Source organism: Arthrobacter sp. TJ-217, assembly GCF_058269255.1.
This window is the reverse complement of sequence record NZ_JBZCNJ010000001.1, coordinates 590,533-615,920: the sequence shown is the minus strand read 5'-3', so window position 1 is coordinate 615,920 and position 25,388 is coordinate 590,533. Positions and strand designations below refer to the sequence as shown.

The 25,388-nt window shown below is 66.7% G+C and carries 27 protein-coding genes and 1 riboswitch; of the genes, 18 read left to right on the top strand and 9 right to left on the bottom strand.

What is annotated here, in order from left to right; genetic code table 11:
• Positions 1-439 precede the first annotated feature (439 nt).
• Together AC4D2R_RS03065 and AC4D2R_RS03060 are read left to right on the top strand one after the other, a co-directional pair.
• A complete protein-coding gene (locus tag AC4D2R_RS03065) occupies positions 440-1,072 on the top strand; it encodes a uracil-DNA glycosylase family protein (protein ID WP_490900579.1) in 633 nt (210 codons plus the stop codon).
• A 146-nt stretch (positions 1,073-1,218) separates the two neighbouring features.
• Positions 1,219-2,283, top strand: coding sequence for a spore photoproduct lyase family protein (locus tag AC4D2R_RS03060; protein WP_490937364.1), 1,065 nt, complete (start codon positions 1,219-1,221; stop codon positions 2,281-2,283).
• A 427-nt stretch (positions 2,284-2,710) separates the two neighbouring features.
• Here AC4D2R_RS03060 and AC4D2R_RS03055 read toward each other — a convergent pair whose 3' ends face one another.
• A complete protein-coding gene (locus tag AC4D2R_RS03055) occupies positions 2,711-3,406 on the bottom strand; it encodes an SDR family oxidoreductase (protein ID WP_490937329.1) in 696 nt (231 codons plus the stop codon).
• Positions 3,407-3,511: 105 nt separating this feature from the next.
• Here AC4D2R_RS03055 and AC4D2R_RS03050 point away from each other — a divergent pair, with 105 nt between their 5' ends.
• Entirely contained in the window at positions 3,512-4,072 is a 561-nt protein-coding gene (locus AC4D2R_RS03050; RefSeq protein ID WP_490900581.1) for an AMIN-like domain-containing (lipo)protein, read from the top strand.
• A 96-nt stretch (positions 4,073-4,168) separates the two neighbouring features.
• Here the strand turns inward: AC4D2R_RS03050 and AC4D2R_RS03045 are convergent, their stop codons facing one another.
• Positions 4,169-5,806, bottom strand: coding sequence for an ABC-F family ATP-binding cassette domain-containing protein (locus AC4D2R_RS03045; RefSeq protein WP_490937327.1), 1,638 nt, complete (start codon positions 5,804-5,806; stop codon positions 4,169-4,171).
• A gap of 146 nt (positions 5,807-5,952) precedes the next feature.
• Between AC4D2R_RS03045 and AC4D2R_RS03040 the strand changes: the two genes are divergently transcribed.
• Together AC4D2R_RS03040 and AC4D2R_RS03035 are read left to right on the top strand one after the other, a co-directional pair.
• Complete coding sequence (locus tag AC4D2R_RS03040; protein ID WP_490937325.1) at positions 5,953-6,927, top strand: ATP-grasp domain-containing protein; 975 nt, start codon at positions 5,953-5,955, stop codon at positions 6,925-6,927.
• Positions 6,928-6,958: 31 nt separating this feature from the next.
• Complete coding sequence (locus AC4D2R_RS03035; RefSeq protein ID WP_490937323.1) at positions 6,959-7,372, top strand: ChaB family protein; 414 nt, start codon at positions 6,959-6,961, stop codon at positions 7,370-7,372.
• A 23-nt stretch (positions 7,373-7,395) separates the two neighbouring features.
• Here AC4D2R_RS03035 and AC4D2R_RS03030 read toward each other — a convergent pair whose 3' ends face one another.
• The 5 genes from AC4D2R_RS03030 to AC4D2R_RS03010 form a co-directional block, all read right to left on the bottom strand.
• Positions 7,396-7,701 (bottom strand): PRC-barrel domain-containing protein, encoded by a 306-nt coding sequence (locus AC4D2R_RS03030; RefSeq protein ID WP_490937321.1) that lies wholly within the window; start codon positions 7,699-7,701, stop codon positions 7,396-7,398.
• A gap of 64 nt (positions 7,702-7,765) precedes the next feature.
• Entirely contained in the window at positions 7,766-8,818 is a 1,053-nt protein-coding gene (locus AC4D2R_RS03025) for an iron-siderophore ABC transporter substrate-binding protein (RefSeq protein WP_490937319.1), read from the bottom strand.
• A 104-nt stretch (positions 8,819-8,922) separates the two neighbouring features.
• The gene (locus AC4D2R_RS03020; RefSeq protein ID WP_490900587.1) at positions 8,923-9,153 is read right to left on the bottom strand and encodes a DUF6480 family protein; all 231 of its coding nucleotides are present in this window, start codon (positions 9,151-9,153) and stop codon (positions 8,923-8,925) included.
• Positions 9,154-9,236: 83 nt separating this feature from the next.
• On the bottom strand, positions 9,237-9,497 hold the full coding sequence (locus AC4D2R_RS03015) for a hypothetical protein (RefSeq protein WP_490937317.1): 261 nt from the start codon (positions 9,495-9,497) through the stop codon (positions 9,237-9,239).
• A gap of 127 nt (positions 9,498-9,624) precedes the next feature.
• A complete protein-coding gene (locus AC4D2R_RS03010; RefSeq protein WP_490937315.1) occupies positions 9,625-11,004 on the bottom strand; it encodes a dihydrolipoyl dehydrogenase family protein in 1,380 nt (459 codons plus the stop codon).
• A 106-nt stretch (positions 11,005-11,110) separates the two neighbouring features.
• Between AC4D2R_RS03010 and AC4D2R_RS03005 the strand changes: the two genes are divergently transcribed.
• Positions 11,111-11,932 carry a CPBP family glutamic-type intramembrane protease gene (locus AC4D2R_RS03005; protein WP_490937313.1) on the top strand — a complete coding sequence of 274 codons (822 nt, stop codon included), beginning with the start codon at positions 11,111-11,113 and terminating at the stop codon, positions 11,930-11,932.
• A gap of 178 nt (positions 11,933-12,110) precedes the next feature.
• Positions 12,111-14,198: an ATP-binding protein gene (locus AC4D2R_RS03000; RefSeq protein ID WP_490937311.1), complete on the top strand. Its 2,088-nt coding sequence runs from the start codon at positions 12,111-12,113 to the stop codon at positions 14,196-14,198.
• On the opposite strand, the gene AC4D2R_RS02995 is transcribed toward AC4D2R_RS03000, so the two are convergent.
• Positions 14,195-15,265: an NAD-dependent epimerase/dehydratase family protein gene (locus tag AC4D2R_RS02995; protein ID WP_490937309.1), complete on the bottom strand. Its 1,071-nt coding sequence runs from the start codon at positions 15,263-15,265 to the stop codon at positions 14,195-14,197. The two genes, AC4D2R_RS03000 and AC4D2R_RS02995, sit on opposite strands and share 4 nt — an antisense overlap.
• A 148-nt stretch (positions 15,266-15,413) precedes the next feature.
• On the opposite strand from AC4D2R_RS02995, the gene AC4D2R_RS02990 reads away from it, so the two are divergent.
• The 6 genes from AC4D2R_RS02990 to AC4D2R_RS02965 all read left to right on the top strand — a co-directional run bounded on the left by AC4D2R_RS02990 (position 15,414) and on the right by AC4D2R_RS02965 (position 21,791).
• Entirely contained in the window at positions 15,414-16,508 is a 1,095-nt protein-coding gene (locus AC4D2R_RS02990; RefSeq protein ID WP_490937307.1) for a YihY/virulence factor BrkB family protein, read from the top strand.
• A 112-nt stretch (positions 16,509-16,620) separates the two neighbouring features.
• Complete coding sequence (locus AC4D2R_RS02985) at positions 16,621-17,667, top strand: FecCD family ABC transporter permease (protein WP_490937305.1); 1,047 nt, start codon at positions 16,621-16,623, stop codon at positions 17,665-17,667.
• Positions 17,664-18,701, top strand: a complete 1,038-nt coding sequence (locus AC4D2R_RS02980) for a FecCD family ABC transporter permease (RefSeq protein WP_490937303.1) — start codon at positions 17,664-17,666, stop codon at positions 18,699-18,701. Before AC4D2R_RS02985 ends, AC4D2R_RS02980 begins: the two co-directional genes overlap by 4 nt.
• A gap of 1 nt (position 18,702) precedes the next feature.
• Complete coding sequence (locus tag AC4D2R_RS02975; RefSeq protein ID WP_490937301.1) at positions 18,703-19,596, top strand: ABC transporter ATP-binding protein; 894 nt, start codon at positions 18,703-18,705, stop codon at positions 19,594-19,596.
• Entirely contained in the window at positions 19,593-20,657 is a 1,065-nt protein-coding gene (locus AC4D2R_RS02970) for a siderophore-interacting protein (protein ID WP_490937299.1), read from the top strand. Before AC4D2R_RS02975 ends, AC4D2R_RS02970 begins: the two co-directional genes overlap by 4 nt.
• A gap of 120 nt (positions 20,658-20,777) precedes the next feature.
• Positions 20,778-20,987: riboswitch (cyclic di-AMP (ydaO/yuaA leader) on the top strand.
• 3 nt (positions 20,988-20,990) lie between these two features.
• Positions 20,991-21,791 carry a M23 family metallopeptidase gene (locus tag AC4D2R_RS02965; protein ID WP_490937297.1) on the top strand — a complete coding sequence of 267 codons (801 nt, stop codon included), beginning with the start codon at positions 20,991-20,993 and terminating at the stop codon, positions 21,789-21,791.
• Between the two features lie 53 nt (positions 21,792-21,844).
• On the opposite strand, the gene AC4D2R_RS02960 is transcribed toward AC4D2R_RS02965, so the two are convergent.
• A complete protein-coding gene (locus tag AC4D2R_RS02960; protein ID WP_490937295.1) occupies positions 21,845-22,807 on the bottom strand; it encodes a diacylglycerol/lipid kinase family protein in 963 nt (320 codons plus the stop codon).
• A gap of 108 nt (positions 22,808-22,915) precedes the next feature.
• On the opposite strand from AC4D2R_RS02960, the gene AC4D2R_RS02955 reads away from it, so the two are divergent.
• The 5 genes from AC4D2R_RS02955 to rpsN all read left to right on the top strand — a co-directional run bounded on the left by AC4D2R_RS02955 (position 22,916) and on the right by rpsN (position 25,233).
• Entirely contained in the window at positions 22,916-23,692 is a 777-nt protein-coding gene (locus tag AC4D2R_RS02955; protein WP_490937293.1) for an SGNH/GDSL hydrolase family protein, read from the top strand.
• On the top strand, positions 23,689-24,183 hold the full coding sequence (locus AC4D2R_RS02950; RefSeq protein ID WP_490937291.1) for a MarR family winged helix-turn-helix transcriptional regulator: 495 nt from the start codon (positions 23,689-23,691) through the stop codon (positions 24,181-24,183). The genes AC4D2R_RS02955 and AC4D2R_RS02950 overlap by 4 nt, the downstream gene beginning before the upstream one ends.
• A gap of 337 nt (positions 24,184-24,520) precedes the next feature.
• The gene (gene rpmB / locus AC4D2R_RS02945; protein WP_026545364.1) at positions 24,521-24,757 is read left to right on the top strand and encodes a 50S ribosomal protein L28; all 237 of its coding nucleotides are present in this window, start codon (positions 24,521-24,523) and stop codon (positions 24,755-24,757) included.
• Positions 24,757-24,924: a 50S ribosomal protein L33 gene (gene rpmG, locus AC4D2R_RS02940; RefSeq protein WP_019481734.1), complete on the top strand. Its 168-nt coding sequence runs from the start codon at positions 24,757-24,759 to the stop codon at positions 24,922-24,924. The genes rpmB and rpmG overlap by 1 nt, the downstream gene beginning before the upstream one ends.
• A gap of 3 nt (positions 24,925-24,927) precedes the next feature.
• Positions 24,928-25,233 carry a 30S ribosomal protein S14 gene (gene rpsN / locus AC4D2R_RS02935; protein ID WP_049830829.1) on the top strand — a complete coding sequence of 102 codons (306 nt, stop codon included), beginning with the start codon at positions 24,928-24,930 and terminating at the stop codon, positions 25,231-25,233.
• Positions 25,234-25,388 lie beyond the last annotated feature (155 nt).

The following is a 25,388-nucleotide window of genomic DNA, read 5'->3' as shown; positions in this document are numbered from 1 at the left end:
CAGGCCAGCGTCGAACGCCTCACCAGTGACCTCAAGGCCCGCAACGCCACCGTCCACCGCACCACAAGCCCCGGCGGACACGGCATCAACCCCGAGGACATCATCCAGGCGGCCGCATGGATTGCGGAGCACTCCCACGCCGGGCGCACCGAGAAGCCGGCCTAGCGCCGGCGGCCGGAAAGTTACAGCGGAGAGTTTAGCCACAGCGAGGGGAGCCGCGGCTGGCCGGCAGTGCGTCGGCGTCGTCGGCGCGCCCCGTCCGACACGCCGTATTTGCGGGCCTGCCGCCGCCGGCCGGTTACCCCGGTGGATCCGCGCGGACAGGGGCCGGAGGGGCCCCGAACGGGCTCCCGTCGGCGGTCGGCGTAAACTGGGTATCTGCGGACAAGTTGTTGCCACTCCGGGCGCTGCCCGCTAGGAGGCTGAATTGGTACAACGTATGGCGGATCCCACCTATCGGGCGCAGCAATGGGAACGGCGCTACGACCCTAACATTGAAGACGTCAACCGGCTGTGTGATTCGCTGAGCGCTTCCAAACCCGGCTCGACCGTCCCCTATATCGACCCGGCGCACGACGTCGACGGCTGCAAGATTGTCAGCCTTTTCTCGAGCCCCGGCTCCTCGCTTTCGTCGGGATTTGTCTCCTTCGAGAACGAAGACCCCGCTTCGGTGCGGATCGCGGAAATCTATGAGTCCGCGGGCCTCCGTCCCGAGCAGGTCATGCCTTGGAACGCCTATCCGTGGTTTGTCGAAGAGGGCAAGGAGCGGGCGCTCACCATGGAGCAGATCACCGATGGCGTGAAGCCGCTGCTCAGCTTCCTCCAGCAGGTGCCAAGGGCGTCCGCCCTTATCGCCCACGGCGCTGACGCACACAAGGCGGCGCGCAGGCTGATGAAGCTCGAGAACCGGGCCATCTACAAGCGCGGCTTCAAGATCTACGAAGTCCGCTCCACCAGCGAACGGGCATTCAAGGGCACCCCCGCCAACCAGGAACTCTGGCTCGCCGAAATCCACGCGGCGTACACAGATGCCATGGGCAGGGCCGGAATCCGCCAGCGCCAGACGATCTAACGCGGCCGCGCGGTCCGGAAGCCCGTGCCCGCCTGGGCGGGGGCTTACTCGATGCTGCTCGGATTGAAGGCCACAGCAGCGCGCTGAAATGTCGGAGGCGGGCGATAGCGTTGGATACCCGACGTCGTCAGCCAAGGAAGCGCATGATCGAGCCGAACAAGCTCCTGCAGATCAGCCGGATCTATATCGAGCCCGCCGCGGCGGAGCTCCCACGGGGTCAGGAGATTCTTGCCCGTTGGCCTCAAGCCGAGGTGGTCGAGGTTGCCAGCCACTGGCGCATACCGGAGCTCAACGGCGATGAAGCCAATGTGCGCCGGTGGGTCAGGATCAAGACCGAGGCCCTCGTCGTAGGGGTCAAGAAGTCGTTGACGGCCAAGCCCAACGGGCGGTCCGCCGACTTCATCGCGCCTTCCACGGCGAACGGATGCGCGATGGCGTGCGCCTACTGCTACGTCCCTCGGCACAAGGGCTACAGCAACCCGATCACCGTCTTCGCAAACATCGAGCAGATCAGCGCCTACCTTGAGCGTCATGTCGCGAAGCAGGGCATGAAGCTCGAGCCGAACCAGTGCGATGACTCGGCGTGGGTGTACGACATCGGAGAGAACAGCGACTGCTCGGTGGACGCGCTGGTCAGCGACAACGTCAAAGACCTCGTGAATCTGTTCCGGGAACTTCCCACATCGAAGCTGTCCTTCGCCACCAAGTACGTCAACCGCGACCTGCTGTCCTGGGATCCGCAGCACCGCACCCGCGTCCGGTTCTCCCTCATGCCGGAGCGGCTCGCCCGGACCGTTGACGTGCGGACGGCCCCCGTTTCCGAACGCATCGCCGCGATCAACGACTTTGTTGAGGCCGGCTACGAAGTCCACGTCAACTTCTCCCCGGTGATCATCACCCCCAACTGGCGGGCGGAGTGGCGCGAGCTCTTCGCCCAGCTCGACGCGGCCCTGACCCCCGCTGCCAAAGCCCAACTCGCGGCGGAAGTCATCTTCCTCACCCACAACCAGCAGCTCCACGAGGTGAATCTGGGATGGCACCCGCAGGCGGAGGAGATTCTCTGGCGCCCCGACCTCCAGGAAGTGAAGCGTTCAAGCAACGGGTTCACCAACGTCCGCTACATCGCGTACGAAAAGCGGGGCTACCTCGACGACTTCCTGCAGGATGCACGGCACGCCATTCCCTACTGCCGCATCCGCTACGCCTTCTGAAGCCTCACCGATACGAATTTCCTTGTAGGCCCGGCCGGGCGGCCCTACAATCAATTCACACTTCCGAGTTCGAGGAGCGCCCGCCGGCGCCAGCTTCAACGCCTCATCCAACCACTTCCAACGCCTCACACCACAGCCATACCCCGCGTTCCGACCGAAGGGGACAATCCCACCATGACACCCAGGCCCCAGGCAGATAACTCCCGCCCTCCCGGACAGTCCAGGTACCAGCGCGCAGCTAGCCCACTGCGGAATCCCGAATCGAACAAGTTCCTCCGCGACCTCTCGGCCCGAAGGCATCAGGCGATGCGCAGCCTGACAAGCCGTATTCAGTCAGGGCGGCGCACCCCGCCGGTCTGAGCCAAGACGCCGCCGTTCCATCCCGGCTGAGCTGTGCGCGGCTCGGCCCGGGCGGAACGGCCGGAGCCTAAAAGGAAATTCCCGACGGCCTGATGCTCAGCGTCTCAATCGTCGATTCGAGGGATGCATCAACCGCAAGGCGCACGGCCTTGGCCACCTGGTCAGGCTGGATCCACGCCGCTGGGTTGTACTCCTTGCCCTCCAGCGCGTGCAGTTCCCGCTGCATGTCCGTGGCGACGCGTCCGGGATGGATGGAGCTGACCCTGACCCCGTTCGTGCGTTCTTCCTCACGCAGGGCGTCGGTGAGCGCGCGAAGGGCGAACTTCGTTCCGCTGTAGGCGGCAGAGCCGGCGCCCGAGCTGTAGCCGGAGCCTGAATTGATGGCAATGACCTGCCCGCCGGCCGCCCGCAGGGCGGGAAGCAGACGTTTGGTCAGGTCCGCGACGGCGAAGACGTTCACCTCGAAGCTTTCCCTCCAGTCGTCCCCGCCCAGGTCCGCCACCCTGCCCCCGCGGAGGATCCCCGCTGAGTGGATAAGGACGTCGAGCCGTTCAATTCCGGCGCAGGCCCGTTCCATTTCATCGCTGTGCCGGAGTTCGGCGACAAACGGCTCGGCCGAGGAAAAATTCGATGCCAGGTCCTGCAGGGCGGAGGCGTTCCTGCCGCCAAGGAGGAGGTGATGTGTCGAGGCGAGTTCGGCCGCGATGGCGCGCCCGATTCCGCGCGAGGCGCCCGTAATGAGGGCAACGGGGAGTCCGGTCATGCTTCACCATAACAATCGAGCGTCAACTCCTGCTCCATTGAAGACGCCCGCCTTCCGCGGGCCTAACATAGACGCACCAGTTGTGCAACCCTAAGGTGGTGTGGAATGAAAGAAATCCGCAGGACCCGCACGATTCCCGCCGCGCTGGCCGCTCTTGGCCTCACCGCGGCGCTGGGGCTGGCCGGTCCGGCCCCCGCCTCAGCCGCCTACTGCGGCATTACCTGGGGCTCGCAGGCCAAGACCGCTCCGGTCACTCGTACGGCTCCAATCACCAACGTGCGCGCAGGGCAGCACCAGTGCTTCGACCGAATGGTGGTCGACATCTCCGGACGTGCCCCCGGCTACCGGGTGTCGTACGTTCCGAGGGTGTATGCCCCCGGGTCCGGCGCCGTCATCCCACTCCGCGGACAAGCGGACATCCAGGTTGATGTCCATGCCCCCGCCTACAACGACAGGGGACAGGCAACCTACCGCCCCGCCAACCGCAAGGAGATAGTGAATGTGAACGGTTACCGGACCTTCCGGCAACTCGCCTACGCGGGAAGCTTCGAAGGTTCGACCACCTTCGGACTCGGGGTCCGGGCGCGGCTGCCGTTCCGCGTTTTCACCGTGGCAGGGCCGGGCAACGGCTCCCGCGTGGTGATCGACGTCGCCCACCGGTGGTGACGCTGGAACCTAGCTGACACCGGCACTTCGAACGGCACGCCCGGGTGCCCAAGGACCCCGGGCGTGCTGCTGCCCGGGCCTCAGACGGATTGAGCCTCAGACCGTGGTGACCTGTCCGGCGTCAACCGCCCAGCGGGTGTCGAGCCGAACGTTCTCAAGCATCCGGCGGTCGTGCGAGACGAGGAGCAGCGCGCCTGTGTAGCTTTCGAGCGCCTCCTCGAGCTGCTCGATGGCGGGCAGGTCCAGGTGGTTCGTTGGCTCATCGAGCACCAGCAGGTTCACGCCGCGCGCCTGGAGCAGGGCCAGCCCCGCGCGGGTGCGTTCCCCGGGGGAGAGCGCGCCCACCAGCGCGCCCGTCTGGTCGGCCTTGAGTCCGAACTTTGCCAGCAGGGTGCGCACTTCCGCCTGGGTCAGCTGCGGCATCGCCCTTTCGAAAGCCTCGCCCAAGGGGGCGTCCTCGGTGAGCTGGCTCCGCGCCTGGTCGATTTCACCGACCGAAACGCTCGCGCCGAGGGACGCACTTCCCGAATCCGGCGCCTCGTGCCCCAGCAGAAGACGCAGCAGGGTCGACTTGCCGGCGCCGTTGGGCCCGGTGATGCCGATGCGTTCGCCTGCGTTGACCTGCAGCGATGCTGGCCCGAGGGTGAAGCTGCCGTGGCGGGCCGTTGCCTGGTTCAGGGTTGCCACAACGGAGCTTGAACGGGGAGCCGAACCGATGCTGAACTGCAGCTGCCACTCCTTCCGCGGCTCTTCAACCTCGTCGAGCCGGGAAATGCGCGACTCCATCTGGCGCACCTTCTGGGCCTGCTTCTCCGATGACTCCATGCTCGCCCGGCGCCGGATCTTGTCGTTGTCCGGGTTCTTCTTCAGGGCGTTGCGTATGCCCTGCGAACTCCATTCCCGCTGCGTCCTTGCCCGTGCCTGGAGCTCTGACTTCTTCTCGGCGAACTCGTCGTAGGCCTCGCGCGCGTGACGGCGTGCGACGGCGCGCTCCTCGAGGTACGCGTCGTAGCCGCCGTCGTAGACCGAAACCTTGTTCTGGGCGGAATCCAGCTCCACCACGGTGGTCACGCACCGGGCCAGGAACTCGCGGTCGTGGGAGACGAGCACCACCCCGCCGCGCAGGTTCGTCACAAACGCCTCGAGGCGCGCGAGCCCGTCGAGGTCAAGGTCATTGGTTGGCTCATCCAAGAGCACCATGTCGAAGCGGCTGAGCAGCAGCGCGGCGAGGCCCGCCCGGGCGAGCTGCCCGCCGGAAAGGCTCGTCATCTCCGCCTCGGGGCCGACGGTCAGCCCCAGTTCGGCGAGCACCGCCGGAATCCGGTCGTCAAGGTCGGCGGCACCCGAAGCCAGCCAATGGTCAAGGGTGGCGGCGTAGCGGTCCTCGGCGGCCTTGGTTCCCGTGACAAGCGCGGCAGCCGCATCCTCCATCGCGGTGGTGGCAGCTGTGGCTCCGGTGCGGCGGCCGAGGTAGGCGGCCACCGTCTCGCCCTGGATGCGTTCGTGCTCCTGGGGGAGCCACCCGACGAATGCGTCGCCCGGGGCGCGGCTGACGGTCCCCGCCGACGGCGCACTTTCACCCGCGAGCAGACGCAGGAGGGTCGACTTCCCCGCGCCGTTGGGCCCCACCACCCCGACGACGGCACCCGGGGCCACGGTGAGGTTGAGCCCGGAGAAGAGGGTGCGGTGACCGTGGCCGCCTGAAAGGTTCTTGGCCACGAGAGTTGCAGTCATTGCCCCAGTTTAGAAGCAACGAGCGGCCGGCCGTGACGGAGCGCCCCGGCGGGAGGGTGCCCGCGGGCCTCGATGACCTCCGCGGCGGCGTGCGCCCTCGCCGGTAGGATGAGCGGATTCCAATCGATTCCCTCGAGAGGCAAGACGTGAACACCGTATACGCCCTGCACGAGAATCCGGAGTGGTTCCCGCCGTTCGCCCGGGCCTTCGAACACGAGGGCGTTGAGGTGGTGGAATGGCTCCTCACCGACGGCGTCCTTGACCTGGGGGCGGTCCCGCCCGAGGGCATCTTCTGGTCCCGCATCAGCGCCTCGGCGCACACACGCGGCCACGCCCTGTCCAAGGATTACGCCCGGGCGGTGTTGTCCTGGCTTGAGGCGCACGGGCGGCGAACCGTGAATGGCCGGCGCGTGCTTGAGCTTGAGATGAGCAAGGTCGACCAGCTCACGGCCCTCAAGGCTGCCGGCATCGAGACGCCGCGCACTGTCGCCGCGGTTGGACGCGGGCGCATCCTCGAGGCGGCGAAGACCTTCGAGCTTCCCTTGATCCTCAAACACAACCAGGGCGGCAAGGGGCTCGGCGTGCGGAAGTTCGACTCACATGCCGAGCTTGCCGCCTACGTCGCCTCGGATGTGTTCGAGGAGCCCCAGGACGGCATCACCCTGGTCCAGGAGTTCCTCCAGGCCGCGGAGCCGTTCATCACGCGCGTGGAAATCGTGGGCGGAGAGTTCATCTATGCGATCAAGGCGGACACCGCCCGGGGCGGTTTCCAGTTGTGCCCGGCCGACGCCTGCGCCATCGACCCGGTGACCGGGAGGCCGATCATGCCGCCCGGGGCAACGATGGCACCGGAGCCCGGCCAGCAGCTGTTCAGCCTTCGGGAGGGCTTTGACCATCCGATCCTTGAGAGGTACGTGGAGTTCGCGCGCAGGAACTCCATCGAGGTGTGCGGGATCGAGTTCATCGAGACGGTCGACGGGCGGGTTGTGACCTACGACGTCAATACGAACACCAACTACAACGCGGCCGTTGAGGCCTCGGCGCCGACCTCCGCACCGCGTGCCCTGGCACGCTACCTCGCCGGCGTTGCCGCCGGAGACAACGAGCCAAGCCTGGCCTAGGGTGGAAAAGACAGTCCAAGGAGGGTAGGTCATGGCCAAGCCCAAGAAACCCGCGGTCGAGGAACTGCCGAGCACGCTTCAGCGGTCGGGGAAACGCGCCCAGGATACGTTCGCGAGCACGCTCGAGTCCGCCGAGGAACAGTACGGCGACGGTGAGCGGGCCCACCGTACGGCGTTCGCCGCGCTGAAGCACACGCACGAGAAGGTGGGCGATCACTGGGAGCCGAAGGAGGAGTACGGCCCGTCGGACCCACAGGCCGAAGGCGGCGCCGATACGTCCCGCGCGACGGCCGGGGGCGTTGACGCCAACGCTTCAAAGGCCCACCTTTACGAGCTCGCGAAGCGGCTCGATGTGCGGGGCCGTTCGTCCATGACGAAAAGCGAGCTGGTTGACGCCCTCCAGAAGGCCAATGAGAGGGAGTCCCGCCGGGCCCGCGGGAAGTGATCCGTCCGGGCCCGGCACCCCTGTTACAGGCCGTAGTAATCGCTCAGCTGCCGTTCCTCGTCAGCCGAAAGTTCCTTGTCGCTGGATACGTCGGGGGATTCGGTGATGACGTCCCGGGTCCAGCCCAGATGGAGGTCGGACCCTTCAAGGCGGGACCCGGCGAGCGGAACGAAATGCTCACGGGTGTTGAGCAGCCCCAGGGAGACGGTCACCCACCCCGGCGCTCCCGAAGCCTTCTCCAGATGCACCTCGTTGACGGCACCGAGCTTGGTGCCCTCACTGTCCCAGGCCGTGGCCTCCTGCAGCTCATTGATTTCCAACTGGGCCATCATCGGTTCCCTTCGTTTTCTCCAATTCCAGCCTAGATGCGCGGGAACGGCAACGAAGTGGCGCTTAGGCGTTGTCCGCAGCCTCGCCGAGGAGCGGAAGGAACTTGTCCAAGGCCCATGGCAGGCTCAGTGGGCTGGCCGCAGAAATGGACAGGGTGAGGGTTTCATCGCTGTCGGCCACGAGTGCGCCCTTCTTCACGGCAGGAATCTGAGCGAGCAGGGGATCGCTCCCAATCGCTTCCGCCGTGGCGGCGTCGGGCACATAGGTCACGAAGACGTCCGACTCCAGCTCCTCCGCCCGCTCCGTGGACCAGGGGATGAAGAACTCCTCCGAGCCCTTGGTGTTCTCGGTGACGACATCCGCCTGGTTCATGCCAAGCTGCGACAGGAAGCGGGGGCGGTTGTCATTGGCCGTGTAAATGCTGATTCCCTCCGCGCTCTTTGGTGCGAGGGTGCCGTAAATGAAGCTCTTGCCCTTTAGTTGCGGATATTCGGCGGCCGCCTTTGTGATTGCGGATTCGGTGTCCGTCACGAGATCCTCCGCCCGGTCCGACAGCCCCAGCGCCTTTCCAATGATGCGCGTCGAATCCTGCCATGAGGTCCCGTAGGCAACCTCTGGGTGGGCGACCACCGGGGCGATGGCGCTGAGGGTGTCGTAATCCTCCTGGGAGAGCCCCGAGTAGGCGGCGAGGATGACGTCGGGATCCGTCGCGGCAATCTCGTCGAAGGCGATGCCGTCCGTTTCGGAGTACTGGGCCGGGGCGTCCTCGCTGCCGATCGGAGCGCTCAGTTCCTCAAGCTTGGCGTCCTTCCACGGGGTTGAATCGTTCTCGTTGCCGCCGTAGGAGTCGGCAGGCATTCCCACCGGAACCACCCCGAGGGCCAGCGAAACGTCGGCATTCACCCAGGCCACCGTTGCGACGCGTTCGGGCTTCTCCTCAAGGGTCGTTTCACCGAAGGCGTGCTCGATGGTGACCGGGAAGGCGTCTGCGGCACCGGCGTCATTGCCGCCGGCTGCGGCGGACCCTCCGTCTGCAGGCCCCGTGGAGCACGCGGAGAGGGAAAGTACTGCGGCGGCTGCGACGGCCATGAGGGCGCGCACGCGTGAGGGGGACATGGGGGTCCTTTACTTCCGGGGATCCTGGACTCAGGAGTGAACAGAAGTAAGGCTAGCCTAAATTCAAATCCTTTACGAAATGCTTTTGTGCCGTTATTACGAGGTTAGACGAGGCCCACGATGTACCCGACGATAAAGAGAATGAAGAGGATAACAATGATCCCGATGAGGACGAGCCAGATGCGGGAATAACCCTTGGCCGGCCCGCTTTCCGAGTGGCCCTGCTGCCACGTGGTGCTCGCCTCGCCGGGTGGGGTCTCGCCCGGAGGCACGCCGCCGCCGGGCTCGAGGCCGGTGATGTTGTCTTTTTCCGGATCGGGGTTCTGAGCGGACATGTCTTCCTCCGGTTCGGTCGCTGCGTAGTGCATTCAACAGTACCCCGGTGACCATAAGTCTGCTTAGCTTTTGCTGCGGTTCCTCAGGAGGGGTTGTCAGCTGTCTCCTGTTGCGGCACGCGCCGCGGCGTCCAGGACATCGTTATTGTCACTCCGTCTTCAATCTCCTCGACAAAGAGGTGAAGGTCCTCCCCGAGCAGCGCTTCGTGCTCAAACTCGTCACCGGCCTGTGTCGCCATTTCCCCGAGCCGGCAGATGGTGACCGCCATTGCCCGTCCCCAGTCCTGGGGATGCTTACTCGTGGATTTCTCGGTAGCTGTGAATTTCCGGTCGGATGTAAGCATGTTTCTCCCTCGTTCGTGGTGTAGGACGAGCCCCCTGCCACTCTTAGGTGGGCCCATTTTATCAGCCGCGTCTCCGTGGGACGCGGACCCGGTGCGGTTGACAAGATGTGAATGGCGTTTGACAGCTTCAGCCATGCAGTCCGGCGCGGGCCGCCTGGCCGATGACGGCGCTGTAGGTGGGGTAGGCGAACTTGACCCGTGCAAGGGTGGCGAGGTCGGTGCCGGCGGCCATTGCGGAAGCCACGGCCTGGATCACCTCGACCGCGTTTTCCCCGACGGCGTGGGCTCCGAGGATGAGCTCCCGGTGCCTGTCGATCACAAGCTTCAGGAATCCCTGTTCCCGGTCGTCGATGATCGGCCGTTCCGCGGCTGCGTAGGGAACGAGGACGGCATGGCATTCAGGGTCGCGTTCCCGGGCCTTATCCTCGGTAAGTCCCACTCCCGCGTAGTCGGGGTCGGTGAAGCCGCCCTCGGGCAGCAGGTGATGCGGGGTTGTCCGCTGCCCCTCGAGAACCGCGTTCTCGGCGGCCGTCTCACCTTCAAAGACCGCGGCCTGGACGAGCATGCTCGAGCCGTTGGCGTCACCGGCAACGAAAATGGACGGAACGTTGGAGCGCAGGTACTCATCGACGGGAACCGCGCGCCCGTTGGAAGCCACCCCGGCCGCCTCAAGGTTCAGTCCCTCAAGATTTGCGGGCCAGCCGGCCGCCATCACGACGGCGCCCACCTCCCTCTGCTGCTGCTCTCCGCCGCTGCGCCAGGAGATCAACAGGGCATCACCGTCACGCGCAAGGCCGTCGATGCCGTCGATGCCGTCGATGCCGGTCTCCACGGTGACGCCCCTGGCGGTGAAGCCCTCCGTGACCGCCGAGGCCACATCGCCATCTTCGGTGAGGAGGATCCGGGGAGCAACGTCGAGCAGGAGCACCTCCGAGCCGAGGGCGTTGAAGATCGTGGCAAGTTGCGCCCCGGTGTGCCCACCGCCGATGACGGCGACAGAGGAGGGCAGCTCGGGAAGGGAGAGAACCTCATGGGGGAGTACCGCGAGCTCGGCTCCGGGGATGGGAAGGCGGCGGGCGTTACCGCCGATGCAGAGAATGACCTTCGCCGCGCTGACCTCTCGGCCGTCGACAAGGAGCGTGTGTTCCCCGGTGAACTCGGCCTGCCCCGTGAGCAGGTCGATGCCGAGGCGGTCGAGTGCCGCGTCGTAGCCCTTGGCCCGGAGCACCCGGTCGACCGTCGAACGGACTCGCTCGACCGTCTTTTCCCAGTCGACCGAAGGCTGGACCACAACAATGCCGTAGTCGTAGGCCGTGCGCACCTCGCGGAACAGCCTCGCGGTTTTCGCAAGGACCCTGGTGGGCACGCATCCCGAGTTGACGCAGGTTCCGCCAAGGGCCGCGCGCTCGACGACGGCCGTGCGCGCCCCAAGTTCCGCGGCCCGCGTTGCCGCCGCCATGCCCGCCGGGCCGGCCCCGATCACGAGCACATCGTAGGTGTAGTCCATGCGGTGCTCCCTGGGGTGGCCGGCCGGTATGCGTCCCATCCTTTACCGGATCCCCCCGCGGCTCAAGGGCAATGACGGAGCGCTGCGGCGCGGGTAGGCTCAGAGGGTGACCACCATCCCCGCGACGCAGCCGGTGATCCGGCAATCCGCACTGAACCTGATCCCTGCCATCGCCATCGCTGCGGCGGGTTTTGTTCTGTTCGGGCTCGGGCAGCGGGTGCCCGGCTACCTCCTGCTCGCTGTTGCGCTCACGGCCGCGGTGTTCATCAGCAGGGCGCTGTTCAAGGACCTCGCCCTCGCCACCTTGGGCATCGTGGTGATCAGCACGGTGCCGATCACCACCGACATCAGCATCGACCACATGGCGGTGATGGGCACGGCGATGATCATCGCGGTTGCCCTCCCGTACGCGCTGTCCCGGTGGGTCCTGCGGGACAGGGCCATCCGGTTTCCCGTGCTCACCGGGCAGAAGTGGTCGCGCACCGAGCGCTGGTACCTCGCCGCCGTCGTCGTCATTGGCTACCTCGTGCTTCCGGTGTACATGATCCCTACCGGCGTGTACCAGAACTGGCCGGCGGCCAGTGAGGCTGACACGGTCTTCCGCCTGTTCCTTGGCACGAACGTCCTTGGCATCTGGGACGAACTGTTCTTCATCTGCACGATTTTCACCCTGCTGCGCCGCCACCTGCCGGAATGGCAGGCGAACCTGCTCCAAGCGGTGGTGTTCACCTCGTTCCTGTGGGAGCTGGGGTTCCACTCCTGGGGCCCCTTCCTCATCTACCCCTTCGCGGTGATTCAGGGATGGATTTTCGCGCGCACCAAGTCGCTCTCCTACATCGTGAGCGTCCACCTATTGTTCGACTTCGTGCTCTTCCTCGTGCTCCTCCATGCGCACAACCGGAGCTTCCTCCCGATTTTTCTCTACTGATCCGGAGCCTTTCGTCAAGTGCGGATATGGTGGCGCGCGCCTCCGGTTCCTGCCGCGGTGAACCCGCCCGGTGGAGCGACTAGGGTGGTTCATACAGCCCGCAGTGCGGGCCGGGATGCCGCTCCATGGGGGCAAGGGTGCGGCAGGGTTTTGGGTGCGGTTGACTAAGCGGGGACACGTGCAAGGACGCATTACCGGTAAGCTCGCGGAGCGGACCGCGGCCCTGCCGCGCGCAGCCCGCCATGGAGCATTCGCGGCCGCCGTCCTGCTCGCGGTGCTGGTCGGCCGGAGCACCCAGCTGCCGGGCAGCGGTTTTGCGGTCGCCTGGCCGGTGGCCGGTGTCGGATTCCTGTGGATCCTGTGGGCATGGCCACGGCGTGCCGGACGCAGCGTAGCCCTGGGCGGCGTATTCGTTCTGATCTCCCTGATCAACATGGTCACCGGGCTCGAGCCGGTGCTCGCCGTCGCCGGAGGGCTAGGGGGTGCGGTCCAAGGCGCGGCTGCGGCAGCCATCTTTTCGCGGCTGGTTCCGTCTCGCAGAGTCAGCGGCTTGGGTGACTACTTCCGACTCACCGCCGCCGCCGTTCTCGCGGCCGCCGCCGCGGGATTGATCCTCCTGGCCGGCGGGTTCGTGCTCGGTGCGCAGGGCCAGCTGCAGACCTACCTCGCGTGGGTGGTCCGCAACACTGTTTCCCTTGTGGCGATCGGCAGCTTCGCCCTGGTGGCCGTCCGGTCCGCCCTGCGCCCGGTTCCCGTACCCCGTGACGCGGGTATGCGCACGGTCGAAGTAGTTGCGCTTCTAGCAGCCACAGGCGTGCTGTACGTTGTCGGATTCGCGCGGGTCGACCCCCTGCCGATCGCATTCATCGTCATACCGGCGAACATCTGGGCCGGGCTCAGGCTACGGCCGGAGTGGGCGATGGCCTACGGGCTGGGCAGCGGGATCCTCCTCATCTGGCTCACCCTCTCCGGCCGCGGCCCGTTTCACAGCTTCCCGCCCGATACAGCCGCCTATGTGGCCCAGCTCTTCACCTTCGTCGCGTTCTCCGTTTCCGCTGTGCTGGCGCTGATCACTGAGGAACGCCTGCGGCTCATCCGGCGCCTTTCAATGGCCAACCGAGAAGCGCAGGCTGCAACCCGGCTCCGCGATGTGGTGATCGAGAAGATGAATGACGGCGTTGTTGTCGCGGACAGCTCCGGCCGGGTGCTGCTGCGCAACCCCGCAAGCATCCGAGGCCTCGGGGGAGGGATGCCGGCAACCCGGGAGGAATGGGTGGCACGCTATGACTTGCGAGCCCCGGGCGGGTCGGAACGGCTGTCGGTCGAGGAGTTGCCGCTCTCCCGGGCACTCACCGGCGAAAAGGTGGAGCGCGCGTCGGTCGAACTGCACCGGGCCGACGGCCAGGTGGTGCGGCTTTCGGTAGACGCCGTCCCACTGCCGGGCGGACAGGGCGCAGTGGCTGTCTTCCGCAACGTCACCGAGGAACGCCGCCACCAGGACGACCTCACCCGGTTCGCCTCGGTAGCGGCCCACGACCTGCTCACCCCCCTCACCGTCTTTGACGGGTGGCTCGAGATCCTTGAGGACGACGAAGTCTCGGACAGTGAACGCCGCGGCGCAATTCTCCGCCTTCGCCGGGCAAGCCAGCGGATGCGTTCACTAATCCGCGGACTGCTGGCCTACAGCCTGGCTGAGGAGGACAAGATTGCCGCCGGGCCCGTCGACGTCGCCGCGGTCGTTGCGGGGATCCTCGAGATGCGCTCGGCGCTTCCGGCGGACACGACGGCACCGGCGGTCACCTTCCACACGGACATCCGTAGGAACGTTTTCGCCGATGCGCGCCTGTTTTCCCAGCTTCTCGAGAACCTGATCGGCAACGCCGTGAAGTACGGCAGGAAAGACGGCACGGCGATGGTCACGGTGACCTCGGACGAGGACCCGGAAACGGGCTGGACGCGCGTGCGGGTTGCCGACAATGGAATCGGGATTGCCGCCGAGGAGCGGGAGGCAATCTTCAACGAGCTCCACAGGTCCGCGAATGGGATCTCCCACGCCAGCGGCACAGGCATGGGCCTGGCGATCTGCCGGCGCATCGTGGAGAACCACGGCGGACGGATCTACGTTGAAGACGGGCCCGACGGCGGATCGACCTTCACCTTCACCCTTCCGAACCGGCCGGAACAGCTTCCCGCGGGAATTTCAATCGCCCCGCCGCAGGGGCAAGGAGCCGGGAAAGAGGAATCGGTTCCCGGAAAGGGGCGCTAGTGCCCAAACCTGCGCCGGAGGCCCCGGGGGTAGAGGGCCGGCGAAGCGGTGTGTCCCTTGCCGTCGCGCAGACCCTCGAGCACCGCTGTCAGCGCCTCGACCGAGGAGTGCTGTGCGCTCCAGCCGAGAACTCCCGCTGCCTTGTCGGTATTCATGATCGGCGCCTGGGCAGCCATGTCAACCCAGCCGGGGTCGGTCCGCTGCAGTCCAAGCCGCCAGCTCAGGCCCACCACCGCCCGCAGCAGCGGCACGGGGACGTTGAGCACGCGCTGGGCGCGCAGTGCCCCTGCCACGCGGGCCGGGGTCAGCTCCGGTTCCGCGGCGATGTTGAAGGCACCCGACGCACGCTGGTCGACAACGCGCCAGTAAGCGTCGGCGACGTCGTCGGCGTGGACGGCCTGGAAAATGAGCTGATGCGGGATGGGCAGCACCGGCAGGGACACCCGGCCCAGAAAGATCTTGGGGATGAGCGGGCCCAGGAAATAGCGCCCTATCTCGCTTCCGGCCCGCGCCTGGAAAATCAGCCCCGGGCGGAGCCGTGCCACAGGAATTTCGGGGTACAGGTATTCGAAGCGGTCAAGCAGGCGTTCCTGCTCGGCCTTGTGGCGGCTGTAATGGGAGGTCGCGATGCCCCGGGTCGGCCAGGACTCGTCCTTGCGTGAATCCTTGTCGGAGGGCGAATAGGCCCCGACGGAGGAGGCGCACACCACGTGGCGCACGCGGGCGTCCGCAGCCGCCCGCAGGACGTTCTCGGTTCCAATGACGTTGCTGCGATGCAGCTGGGCCTCATTGCGGTTTGGCTGGATCTCCCAGGCGAGGTGGATCAGCGCATCGGCGCCCGCCAGGACTTCGCTGAGCCGCGCGCGCCCGGCGCCCGTTCCCGCGTCGAGTTCGTGCCAGTCGACGCCGCTGTAGGGAACCGCGGAGGTGTCCGGAGCGCGCCGGGCCACCCCGGAAATCATGATCGGCTCCGCGCCCGTTCCCGCACGTTCGGCCGCCGCCCGGTGAAGCCGTCGCAGTACCGCCGTGCCGACGTTCCCTGTCGCGCCAATGACAACGATGCGCATGAGCTGGCTCCTTTATTTCTGCTTCATTCAACCGTAGACGCTGTCATCCAACTGGACTAGTAAGTAAGCTTATGGTGCAGTAGCTCCTGAAGGAATCAACGAAACTGGCCCGCTGGGCTTTCGGACAGGCAAGCATTGTGGAGGTAACGTGAACAGCAAGAACGCAGCCCAGGCGGATTCCAAGGAGGAAGCGACCCGCCTCAGAGCGAGCCAGAGTCCTGACCCGAATGACTCGCGCAAGCCCGATGACCCCACCGACCTCGCAAAGCCGGCCTGGGGCTACATTCTGAAGCGGACCGTCTCGGAATTCGGCAAGGACCAGTGCACCGACATCGCCGCGGCGCTGACCTACTACGCCGTGCTCTCAATCTTCCCCGGGATCCTGGCCCTGGTATCGCTGCTCGGGATTTTCGGCCAGGCCGAAACAACAACCAACACCGTGATGGGGATCGTCGGAGACTTTGCCCCGGAAGGTTCGCTGGACACCGTCGAAGGCGTCGTGACGCAGCTCGCGTCCAACCAGGCGGCGGGCCTCGGCCTCGTCGTCGGTCTGCTTGGCGCCATCTGGTCGGCCTCCGGGTATGTGACCGCGTTCTCCCGCGCAATGAACCGGGTGTACGAAGTTGAGGAAGGACGCCCCTTCTTCAAGCTCCGCCCGCAGATGCTCCTGATCACCGTCGTCGTGCTCATCCTGATCGTGATCATGGCCCTGCTGCTCGTCCTGACCGGCCCCATCGCGCAGTCCGTGGGCGACACCATCGGTCTCGGCTCGACCGCCGTGGCAATCTGGAACATCGCCAAGTGGCCGGTCATGGTGGCCTTCGCGGTCCTCATGATCGCGGTCCTCTACTACGGTTCACCGAACGTTAAGCAGCCCAAGTTCCGCTGGATGAGCATGGGGGCGTTCATCGCCCTCATCGTCCTGGCCATCACCACTGCCGCCTTCTCGCTCTACGTGGCCAACTTCGGCAGCTATGACAAGACCTATGGCGCAATCGCCGGCGTCATCATCTTCCTGCTGTGGCTTTGGCTGGCAAACCTCTCGCTGCTGTTCGGCGTCGAGTTCGACGCCGAGGTGGAGCGCGGACGCCAACTCCAGGCAGGCATCGAGGCTGAGGAAATGATCCAGCTCCCCCCGCGGGACACCAAGGCGACGAAGAAGAAAGAGGAGAAGTTCAGGAAGCTCGCGAACGACGGGCGGGAAATTCGGCACCGTTTCTCGCGCAAGTCCGCCAACCGATAGGCGCTTTCACCACCCTCCTTGCCGGCGGGGATTAGGACACGTTCCCGTTTCCTAATCCCCGCCGGCGTAGGTTAGCCTTCCTTTACACGATGGAACGGCTGAAGGAGGGCGCATGGCCGGGTTGAGCCCCGTTCTCCAGCAGCCGGCCCCTCCGGCAACGCCGGGACCGCGCGGGAGCGTCGCCAAGCTCATCGCCGCAGCCGTCATCCTCGTGCTGGTGTGCGCGGCATCGCTGGTGATCGGCGCAAGGCCCGTACCTGTGGGGACCATCGTCGACGCGTTCACCGCCTTCGACCCCGGAAACGGCGACCACGCGGTCCTGGCCTCCCGGGTTCCCCGGACCGTCACCGGCGTCCTGGTGGGGGCCGCCCTCGGCGCCGCAGGCGCGGCAACGCAGGGAGTGGCCCGGAACCCCCTCGCCGACCCCGGCATCCTCGGCATCAACGCCGGCGCCGCCCTGGCCGTGGTGATGGGCATCCATCTGTTCGGAATAAGCCAGCCGTCCGGCTACGTATGGTTCGCCTTCGCCGGCGCCGCCGCAGCAGCAGCGGTTGTCTACACAGTTGCAAGCGCGGGCAGGGAGGGCGCGACGCCGGTCAAGCTCGCCCTCGCCGGCGCGGCGCTCGCTGGGGGACTGGGCAGCCTGACCAACGCATTCCTCGTCACCAGCCGGGAGACCCTCGACCAGTTCCGCTTCTGGCAGGTCGGAACGATCTCCGGACGCGGCTGGGAGGTGCTGCTTGCCGTGGCTCCGTTCCTTGCCGCCGGACTCCTCCTTGTCCTGGGAACCGGGAAGCTGCTCAACAGCCTCGCCCTCGGCGATGACATGGCGCGCGGCCTCGGACAGAACGTCGGACTGGCCCGCGGCATCACCGCCGGCGGGATCGTTCTCCTCTGCGGCAGCGCAACCGCGGCCGCGGGTCCGATCGCTTTCGTCGGCCTTGTTGTTCCCCACTTCGTGCGGCTGATTGTCGGAGCGGACTACCGGTGGGTCCTGCCGTTCTGCGTGGTCCTGGCGCCCGTGCTCCTGCTGGGTGCCGATATCATCGGCCGCGTCCTCCTGCCCCCGGGCGAAATCCAGGTCGGCATCATGACCGCCGTGGTTGGCGCGCCGGTGTTCATCTGGCTCCTGCGCCGCCGGAAGCTGGCACACCTGTGAGCGCGCTCAATATCGCCGGCGCTGGTGCACGGCGCCGGCGCCCCGGCATCCCCGGACCCCGCGGCCGGGTGGTTGCCGCCGCGGCCCTCGTTGTGGCGCTGTTCTGCGTCTCGGTTCTCCTTGGCTCCTACACCGTGACGGTTCCGGACCTGTTCCGCATCATTGGTGGGGCGGACATCCCCGGCGCAAGTTTCATTGTGAGGGAAAACAAGCTCCCCCGCGCGGTGGCCGGCCTGCTGGTCGGGGTGGGCTTCGGCGTTGCCGGAGCGCTTTTCCAGACCCTGCTGCGCAACCCGCTGGCCAGTCCCGACATCATCGGGATCAGCTACGGAGCGAGCGCCTCCGCTGTGGCGGCGATCGTGCTGTTCGGTGCCTCGGGAGTGCCGGTGTCGCTGGCGGCGCTCGTCGGAGCGCTGGCGGTTGCCGCAGCGATCTACCTGACGGCCCGACGCGGCGGCCTTGCCGGGCACCGGCTGATCCTGGTGGGCATCGGCTTTGCCGCGGTGATGCACGCACTCGTGAATTTCCTCATCACCCGCGCCGACATCCGCACCGCCGGTGAAGCCCTCGTATGGCTCAACGGGTCGCTTAATTCAAGCAACTGGAACCGTGTGGGCATCCTGAGCGCCAGCCTGTGCCTGCTGCTCCCCGCGGTCGCGGTGCTCGCCCGGAGCCTCGGGATCCTCGAGCTCGGCGACGACGCGGCGGCAGGGCTCGGAGTCAGGGTCGAATGGTCCAGGCTCGCCCTGATCTTCACCGGCGTCGGCCTCGCCGCAGTCTCAACGGCCGCGGCGGGACCTGTTGCCGCCGTTGCCTTCCTCTCCGGCCCCATTGCGCGGCGCCTGCTCGGCGGAAGGCCCTCCCTCTCGATGGCCGGGCTTGTGGGGGCGGCGCTCGTCCTGGCAGCGGACTTCGCCGCATCGAACCTCGTTCCGGGGGGATCCCTTCCTGTCGGGGTGATCACCGGAGCCCTCGGCGCGCCGGTCCTGCTGGGGCTGCTCCTATCCGTAAACCGTTCCGGCCAGGGAGGCTGACATGGCTCTATCCAATACGGTGTCCACCACTGTGTTCACCACCGCATCCCCGGCACCCAAGCCTCCGGCGCACACCCTCGCGGCCCGCTCGCTCACACTCTCCTACGACGACCGCCGAGTGGTCGAGGATCTGTCGGTAACGCTGCCGCAGGGGCAGGTCAGCGTGATCGTCGGCGCCAACGCCAGCGGCAAGTCAACCCTGCTGCGCGGGCTGGCCCGGCTGCTCAAGCCCGTCAGCGGCACCGTACTGCTCGACGGTGAGGACATCCACTCCCTGCCCACACGGGCCGTGGCGCGCACCCTCGGACTCCTGCCGCAGGCTCCGGTTTCCCCCGAGGGGATCACCGTCACCGATCTGATCGGACGCGGACGCTATCCGCACCAAGGCTGGTTCCGGCAGTGGAAGCCCGAAGACGACGCCGCTGTCGCCGCCGCGCTTGAGGCCACCGGGATCACCGAACTTGCCGACCGCCCCGTCGACGAGCTGTCCGGCGGGCAGCGGCAGAGGGTCTGGATCGCCCTTGCCCTGGCCCAGGAAACAGCAATCCTGCTCCTTGACGAGCCAACCACCTTCCTCGATGTGACACATCAGGTCGAAGTGCTCGACCTGATCACGGACCTGAACCGGAGGGCGGGGACGACCGTGGCGATGGTGCTCCACGACCTCAACCTGGCCGCCCGGTACGCCGACCACCTCATCGCCGTGAAGAACGGCCGGATCCTCGCGCAGGGCCGGCCGTCCGAAGTGGTCACGCAGCACATCGTGTCCGAGGTGTTCGGCCTGCAGTGCCAGGTGATCCCCGACCCCGTCTCCGGCACGCCCCTGGTGGTGCCGATCGGCCGCCACCATGGCGCGGCAGTGGCAGGCTCCGAACGCTTCGGTGCTGCATCATGACCGACCTGACGCACCGCCCACCGCACACCCAGCCCGCGGTTCCGGTCATGCTGGCGTTCGATGTTGAAGTCAAACGCGTCCAAAGGATCGGTGCGAACTTCAACCGCATCACCTTCGCCGGGCCAAGCCTGAAGGACTTCGGGGTCGTAGGACCCACCCACGACCTGCGGATCAAGGTGCTGATCCCGCCGGCAGACGGGAACGCGCCCGACATTGCCGCACTGATGCGGGCCGACCCGGAGGGCCGCGGTTGGTACCAGCAGTGGCTCGGCCTCGACCCGGCAGCGCGCGGTGCAATGAGGACCTACACCGTGCGCAGCTCGCGCTGCACGGCGGCGGAACCGGAAATCGACGTCGACTTCGTACTCCACTTCGACGCGGACGGCAGGGGCGGACCCGCCTCGCAGTGGGCGGCGGCCGCCGGTCCCGGCAGCAGGATATGCTTCATCGGGCCGAACGTTAACGCCGCGCGCTGCTCCACCGCCGGCGCCTACGGCGGCATCGAGTGGGCCCCGGGTCTGGCACAGCGCGTGCTGCTTGCCGGCGACGAAACCGCCGTTCCGGCCATCAGCGCGATCCTTGAAACCCTGCCCGCCGACATGGGAGGCCATGCCTTCCTTGAAGTTCCCGACGCCGCCGACATGCAGCCGATTCCCACGGCCTCGAAGGTGGCGGTCACCTGGCTGGTCCGTAACGGGCGCGAACACGGTGAACTCCTCGGAGCCGCGGTGCGCAACGCGGTTCCCCAGCCCGGGTGGGCCGCCCTCGGGGCAGCGCCGGGCGGCGCCGACGGAGGGGAAGTGGCAGCGGGCCCCGAACCCGAGGACGTCGACATCGAACAGGCCGTCCTGTGGGAGACGCCGCAGCGCCTTGAGGCCTCCGGGCATGAGAACGGCGGCGGTGACCAGCCGGCCGGAACCCGGCCCTTCTACGCCTGGATCGCGGGGGAGGCGGCAGTGGTCCGCGGCCTGCGCCGCTACCTGGTGCGCGACGTCGGCATCGATCGGAAACAGGTCGCCTTCATGGGCTACTGGCGCCTTGGCAAGGCCGAATCGGCATGATTGTGCAGCGCTTCACACAACGACACGCCGGGAGCGGTGTAACGGAATTGTAACTTTAGGCGAAACGAGTAGTATTACTCGGAGTCTGAACCAACTTTTAAGGTCCGCACGCCAAACCCTGTCAGCGGACCGCCCTCAACCTTGCATGACAGGGGCGGAGGACCCACCACCCGGCAGTCAGTGACTGCCTTGGGGTGAAGCCCTTCACTGCACTAACTGTCCGCAGTGCAACGAGCCGCAGCGCTAGCTGCCGCTGCGTTGCGCAGTGGGGCCGAGTCAACTCTTGCTCGAACCCGACAGCTAACTTCGCCGGCGTTCGAGAGAGGTACTTTCGTGACCCAGCCGGCCATGTCCGGGCGCCGCCGCGCGTCCGGAGCCGCCCCGAGCACTCTTGCAGCAACCGTGGCGTCCGACCGATCCTGCGAACTTCCCAGCCGCCGCGATCTGCGTCCGCAACCGTCGGCCCGGAGCGGCAAGGGCAACCTGACCGCGAGGATCCGCCAGGGCGGCCTCGCCGCGGGAGCACTGTTCGTTGGGGCAGGGCTCATCATGGGTGCCGTCGCCCCCTCCCAGGCAACCGCCGAATCCCCGATCAGCCAGGCAGCCGCGGCCGAACCGGCGCCCGAGGTGACCGCCGACGCCAAGGCGAAAATTGACTTCGGCCGGCAGAGCCCCGCCGCCGTCGCGGGCAAGGCCGAAGCGAAGGCCAAAGCCCTCTCCAGCAGCGTCAAGAAGGCGAAGGCCGCAGCCCTCGCAGCACCCCTCGACGACCTTTCGGTCGCCTCGACCTTCGGGTACCGGGTGAACCCGCTCGGCGGATACGCTCCCGAGCTTCACACCGGCATCGACTACGCGGGAGCGTGCGGCACCCCGGTCAAAGCAGCGGACGACGGCAAGGTCATCGACTCAAGCTGGCACCCCTACGGCGGAGGCCAGCGGATCGTCATCGACCACGGCGCCGGAATGAAGACCACCTACAACCACCTCAGCCAGCTCGGGGCCAGCATGGGGCAGAAGGTTTCCCGCGGGTCGCTGATCGGCGCAGTGGGGACCACCGGCAACTCCACAGGCTGCCACCTCCACTTCGAAGTGCTGATCAACGACGCCAAGGTCGACCCGCTTCCCTACCTGTAGGAAGCGCGGGCGCGCCGGGCATGATGCTGCCGTAGCCTGCAGCGCGTGCCGGATTACGGCAGGGGGTTGCTCAGGATCGCAGGGTCCTTGCTGCCGAAGGGCATGCGCAGCCGCAGCGCCTCGGGCATCATTTCGAAGGACATGTGCGTGGCCCGTCCCAGCGGGTCTCCGTCAAGCTGGACCTCAAGCGGTTCGTGGAGCTGCACTTCCGCGCGGCTGCACTGGAAGTACTGAAGGGACGGGTCTTTGCCCTTCCCGCGGGCAAACAGTTTCCCGGCCACGTTGAGCCAACCCAGCTTTCCCCGCGGAGCGACGGTCATGAGGTCAAGGAGGCCGTCGTCGATCTTGGCGCCCGGGAAAATCTCGAGCCCACCCATGATCTTTCCGCAGTTTCCGCCCATCACGCTGCGCAGCCGGCGCTCGAAGGGCCGGCCGCCGTCAACGGTGATCGTGGTGCGTGCCGGACGGCCCGGAAGGTTCCGGATGCCCGCGTCGACATACGCGAGCCAGCCCACGCGGTCCTTCAGGTCATCGCGCGTGTCCGACATGATGGCGGCGTCGTAACCGAGCCCGGCCATCACCAGGAACACGTGGGCCTTCTGCGCGCGGTCAACCGTGACATGGACGACGTCGATCCTCCGCTCGGTCCCGTTGAACGCCGTCTCAACGGCCTCCTCGGGGTTGTCCACGGCGATGTCGAGGTTGCGGGCCAGGAGGTTTCCGGTGCCCAGCGGCACCAGCGCCATCACCGTGTCAGTGCCCGACAGCTCCTCCGCGACGCAGCGCACGGTGCCGTCGCCGCCGGCCGCAATGACGACGTCGACCCCGGCACGCAGCGCCTCCTGTGCCTGGCCGTGGCCCGGGTCCCCCGGCGTGGTCTCCAGAATCAGCGGCTCATGCCACCCTTCCCGCGCCGAAATGCGCGCGACGATCTCCCGCACGTCCTGCCCGGTGTTCTTGATCGGGTTCAGGATGAGTGCTGCTCGCCGTCCGGGTGTGCTCGGGGTGGTGGTCATGGAGTCCTTCGGTCGAAATGCGGAAAATGGCGCGCCAAGGGGGCATCTGCGCATGAGCTTACCGCGCTGAGTCCCCGGACCGGGAGGAGGACGGGGTAGCCTGTCCGGGTGGAATTTACTCAGCGGTACGTCGCACTTGGCGATTCGTTCACTGAAGGAGTAGGGGACTGGGATCCCGGCAGCCCCAATGGGGTGCGCGGCTGGGCCGACCGCATGGCGGAGCAGCTCATCCTCGCCGACCCGGGCTGGGGGTACGCGAACCTGGCCGTGCGGGGAAAGAAAATGCAGCAGATCCTCGACGAGCAGATCGAACCGGCGCTCAGGCTGCGTCCCACGCTCGTGAGCCTCTATGCCGGAGCCAACGACCTGCTGCGCCCGCGCGTCGACATCGACCGCCTCGTTGAGGGGTACGACGCGGGGATCGCCCGGCTCGCCGACAGCGGTGCAACGGTTGTGCTGTTCACAGGTTTCGACTCGTCGGCTTCGGCCGTCTTCAGCAAGACGCGCGGCCGCACCGCCGTGTACAACGAACTCATACGGGAGGTCGCGGACCGCCGCGGTGCCGTGATCGTCGACTATTGGAGGATGCGCGAGTTCCAGAACTGGGGTTACTGGGACGTCGACCGCATGCACATGTCGACGGCCGGCCACACCCTGATGGCAATGCGGGTGCTGGAGGTCCTCGCAGCCTCGCACAGCGTCGACACGCCGGAACTCGAGGCACGGCCCGCGCTCTCGCGGCTGCGGCAGCTCCGCGCCGACGCGCAATGGGCCCGCGACCACCTCTCGCCCTGGGTGGGGCGGCGCCTGCGCGGGGTCTCCTCCGGCGACGAGCTCCGGGCAAGGTATCCCGAACTCACCCAGCCGGACTGGGTGCGACGATGACCGAACCGGATTGGCTCAGCGCCGAGGAACGCAGGGCCTGGCTTGCGCTCTACGCCGTCTCGACCCTGCTGCCCGGCGCCCTCGACGCCCACCTCTTCCGCGAGGCGCGCATCACCCTTTTTGACTACCATGTGCTGGCGATGCTCTCCGAGGCGCAACGGACCACCCTTCCCATGAGTGAACTTGCCGACCGGTCAACGGCCTCGCTGTCCCGCCTCAGCCACGTGGTCAAGAAGCTCGAGCAGCGCGGGTGGGTCATCCGCAACCCTTCGGCGAAGGACGGGAGGGTGACGACCGCCGCCCTCACCGCGGAGGGACTGAAAACGGTGAAGCAGCTGGCCGTCGCCCACGTGGGGCAGGTGCGCAGCCTCGTCTTCAACCCGCTCGATGACCGCGATGTCGCGGACCTAGAGCGGGTCGGGCGGAAGATCCTCGGCAGCCTCAAGCACGATTCCTGGATTCTCCAGGAAGGGACTCCCGGCGAGCGGTAGGCGCGGCCCGTTGCCTGCGCCGTCGCGGAAGAATCCCTTCCAGCCCGGTTTGGCTCAGCGGCGGACGACCCGTAGTATGGTATGGCGTTTGGTTGAGCTGGATCCCGCATGCCGGGGTCGGCCCAGCTACCCGTAACTACCTGGAATTAAGGTCGGCGCAGGGCTTCGGGCCCGCACGCCGACCTCAACTTCACCGTCTTCCCCGCGGCGAGGCGCCTCGGCAGGTTCTCACCCTGCCAGGTCCACCTCCGGAAAGCTGCAGTAATAACGGTGTCATTACTGGTGGCGGGACGCTTTACAAGTGATTTCGTCACGATCATCTAACTGGAGGAGAGTTATGGCAGCCCACTGCCAAGTGACCGGAGCCGAGCCTGGCTTTGGACACAGCATTTCGCACTCGCACCGCCGCACGAAGCGACGGTTCGACCCGAACATTCAGAAGAAGCGCTACTGGGTTCCGTCCCTGCGCCGCAACGTCACGCTGCAGGTTTCGGCCCGCGGCATCAAGACCATCGATGTGCGTGGCATTGACGCCGTCGTGGCCGAGATCCAGGCGAGGGGAGTGAAGCTCTAGTGGCAAAGGACAAGGACGTACGTCCCATCATTAAGCTGAAGTCCACTGCGGGCACCGGGTACACCTACGTGACCCGGAAGAACCGTCGTAACGATCCTGACCGCATGGTCCTGATGAAGTACGACCCCAAGATCCGCAAGCACGTCGAATTCCGAGAGGAGCGCTAAACAATGGCCAAGAAGTCAAAAATTGCTCGCAATGAGCAGCGCAAGGTTATTGTTGAGCGCTACGCTGCGAAGCGCCTCGAGCTCAAGAAGACCCTGGTCGACGAAAACGCTACCGACGACGCCCGCGAAGCGGCGCGCCTCGGCCTGCAGAAGCTGCCGCGCAACGCGTCGCCGGTCCGCCTCCGCAACCGCGACCAGATCGATGGGCGCCCCCGCGGCACCCTCCAGAAGTTTGGCATCTCCCGTGTCCGGTTCCGCGACATGGCACACCGCGGCGAGCTGCCCGGCGTGACCAAGTCCAGCTGGTAACCCACGACGGTTGAGGAAAGCCGGCGGCCTACGGGCCGCCGGCTTTTCTTATGCCCCTGGGCCCCGGGCCCCCTTCAGCGCGCGGCCGGCAGCGGCCCGCCGGAGGGCGAAATACCCGCCCAATCGCGGGAATTGCCCAAAAACAGAGCAAAATA

Excerpts from the sequence above, each read along its gene's own strand:
- AC4D2R_RS03065 (WP_490900579.1), top strand. The coding sequence starts at position 440 with ATGGCGGATCCCACCTATCGGGCGCAGCAATGGGAACGGCGCTACGAC.
- AC4D2R_RS03055 (WP_490937329.1), bottom strand. The coding sequence starts at position 3,406 with ATGACCGGACTCCCCGTTGCCCTCATTACGGGCGCCTCGCGCGGAATC.
- AC4D2R_RS03050 (WP_490900581.1), top strand. The coding sequence starts at position 3,512 with ATGAAAGAAATCCGCAGGACCCGCACGATTCCCGCCGCGCTGGCCGCT.
- AC4D2R_RS03045 (WP_490937327.1), bottom strand. The coding sequence starts at position 5,806 with ATGACTGCAACTCTCGTGGCCAAGAACCTTTCAGGCGGCCACGGTCAC.
- AC4D2R_RS03035 (WP_490937323.1), top strand. The coding sequence starts at position 6,959 with ATGGCCAAGCCCAAGAAACCCGCGGTCGAGGAACTGCCGAGCACGCTT.
- AC4D2R_RS03030 (WP_490937321.1), bottom strand. The coding sequence starts at position 7,701 with ATGGCCCAGTTGGAAATCAATGAGCTGCAGGAGGCCACGGCCTGGGAC.
- AC4D2R_RS03025 (WP_490937319.1), bottom strand. The coding sequence starts at position 8,818 with ATGTCCCCCTCACGCGTGCGCGCCCTCATGGCCGTCGCAGCCGCCGCA.
- AC4D2R_RS03020 (WP_490900587.1), bottom strand. The coding sequence starts at position 9,153 with ATGTCCGCTCAGAACCCCGATCCGGAAAAAGACAACATCACCGGCCTC.
- AC4D2R_RS03015 (WP_490937317.1), bottom strand. The coding sequence starts at position 9,497 with ATGCTTACATCCGACCGGAAATTCACAGCTACCGAGAAATCCACGAGT.
- AC4D2R_RS03010 (WP_490937315.1), bottom strand. The coding sequence starts at position 11,004 with ATGGACTACACCTACGATGTGCTCGTGATCGGGGCCGGCCCGGCGGGC.
- AC4D2R_RS02995 (WP_490937309.1), bottom strand. The coding sequence starts at position 15,265 with ATGCGCATCGTTGTCATTGGCGCGACAGGGAACGTCGGCACGGCGGTA.
- AC4D2R_RS02985 (WP_490937305.1), top strand. The coding sequence starts at position 16,621 with ATGGCCGGGTTGAGCCCCGTTCTCCAGCAGCCGGCCCCTCCGGCAACG.
- AC4D2R_RS02975 (WP_490937301.1), top strand. The coding sequence starts at position 18,703 with ATGGCTCTATCCAATACGGTGTCCACCACTGTGTTCACCACCGCATCC.
- AC4D2R_RS02970 (WP_490937299.1), top strand. The coding sequence starts at position 19,593 with ATGACCGACCTGACGCACCGCCCACCGCACACCCAGCCCGCGGTTCCG.
- AC4D2R_RS02960 (WP_490937295.1), bottom strand. The coding sequence starts at position 22,807 with ATGACCACCACCCCGAGCACACCCGGACGGCGAGCAGCACTCATCCTG.
- AC4D2R_RS02950 (WP_490937291.1), top strand. The coding sequence starts at position 23,689 with ATGACCGAACCGGATTGGCTCAGCGCCGAGGAACGCAGGGCCTGGCTT.
- rpmB (WP_026545364.1), top strand. The coding sequence starts at position 24,521 with ATGGCAGCCCACTGCCAAGTGACCGGAGCCGAGCCTGGCTTTGGACAC.
- rpsN (WP_049830829.1), top strand. The coding sequence starts at position 24,928 with ATGGCCAAGAAGTCAAAAATTGCTCGCAATGAGCAGCGCAAGGTTATT.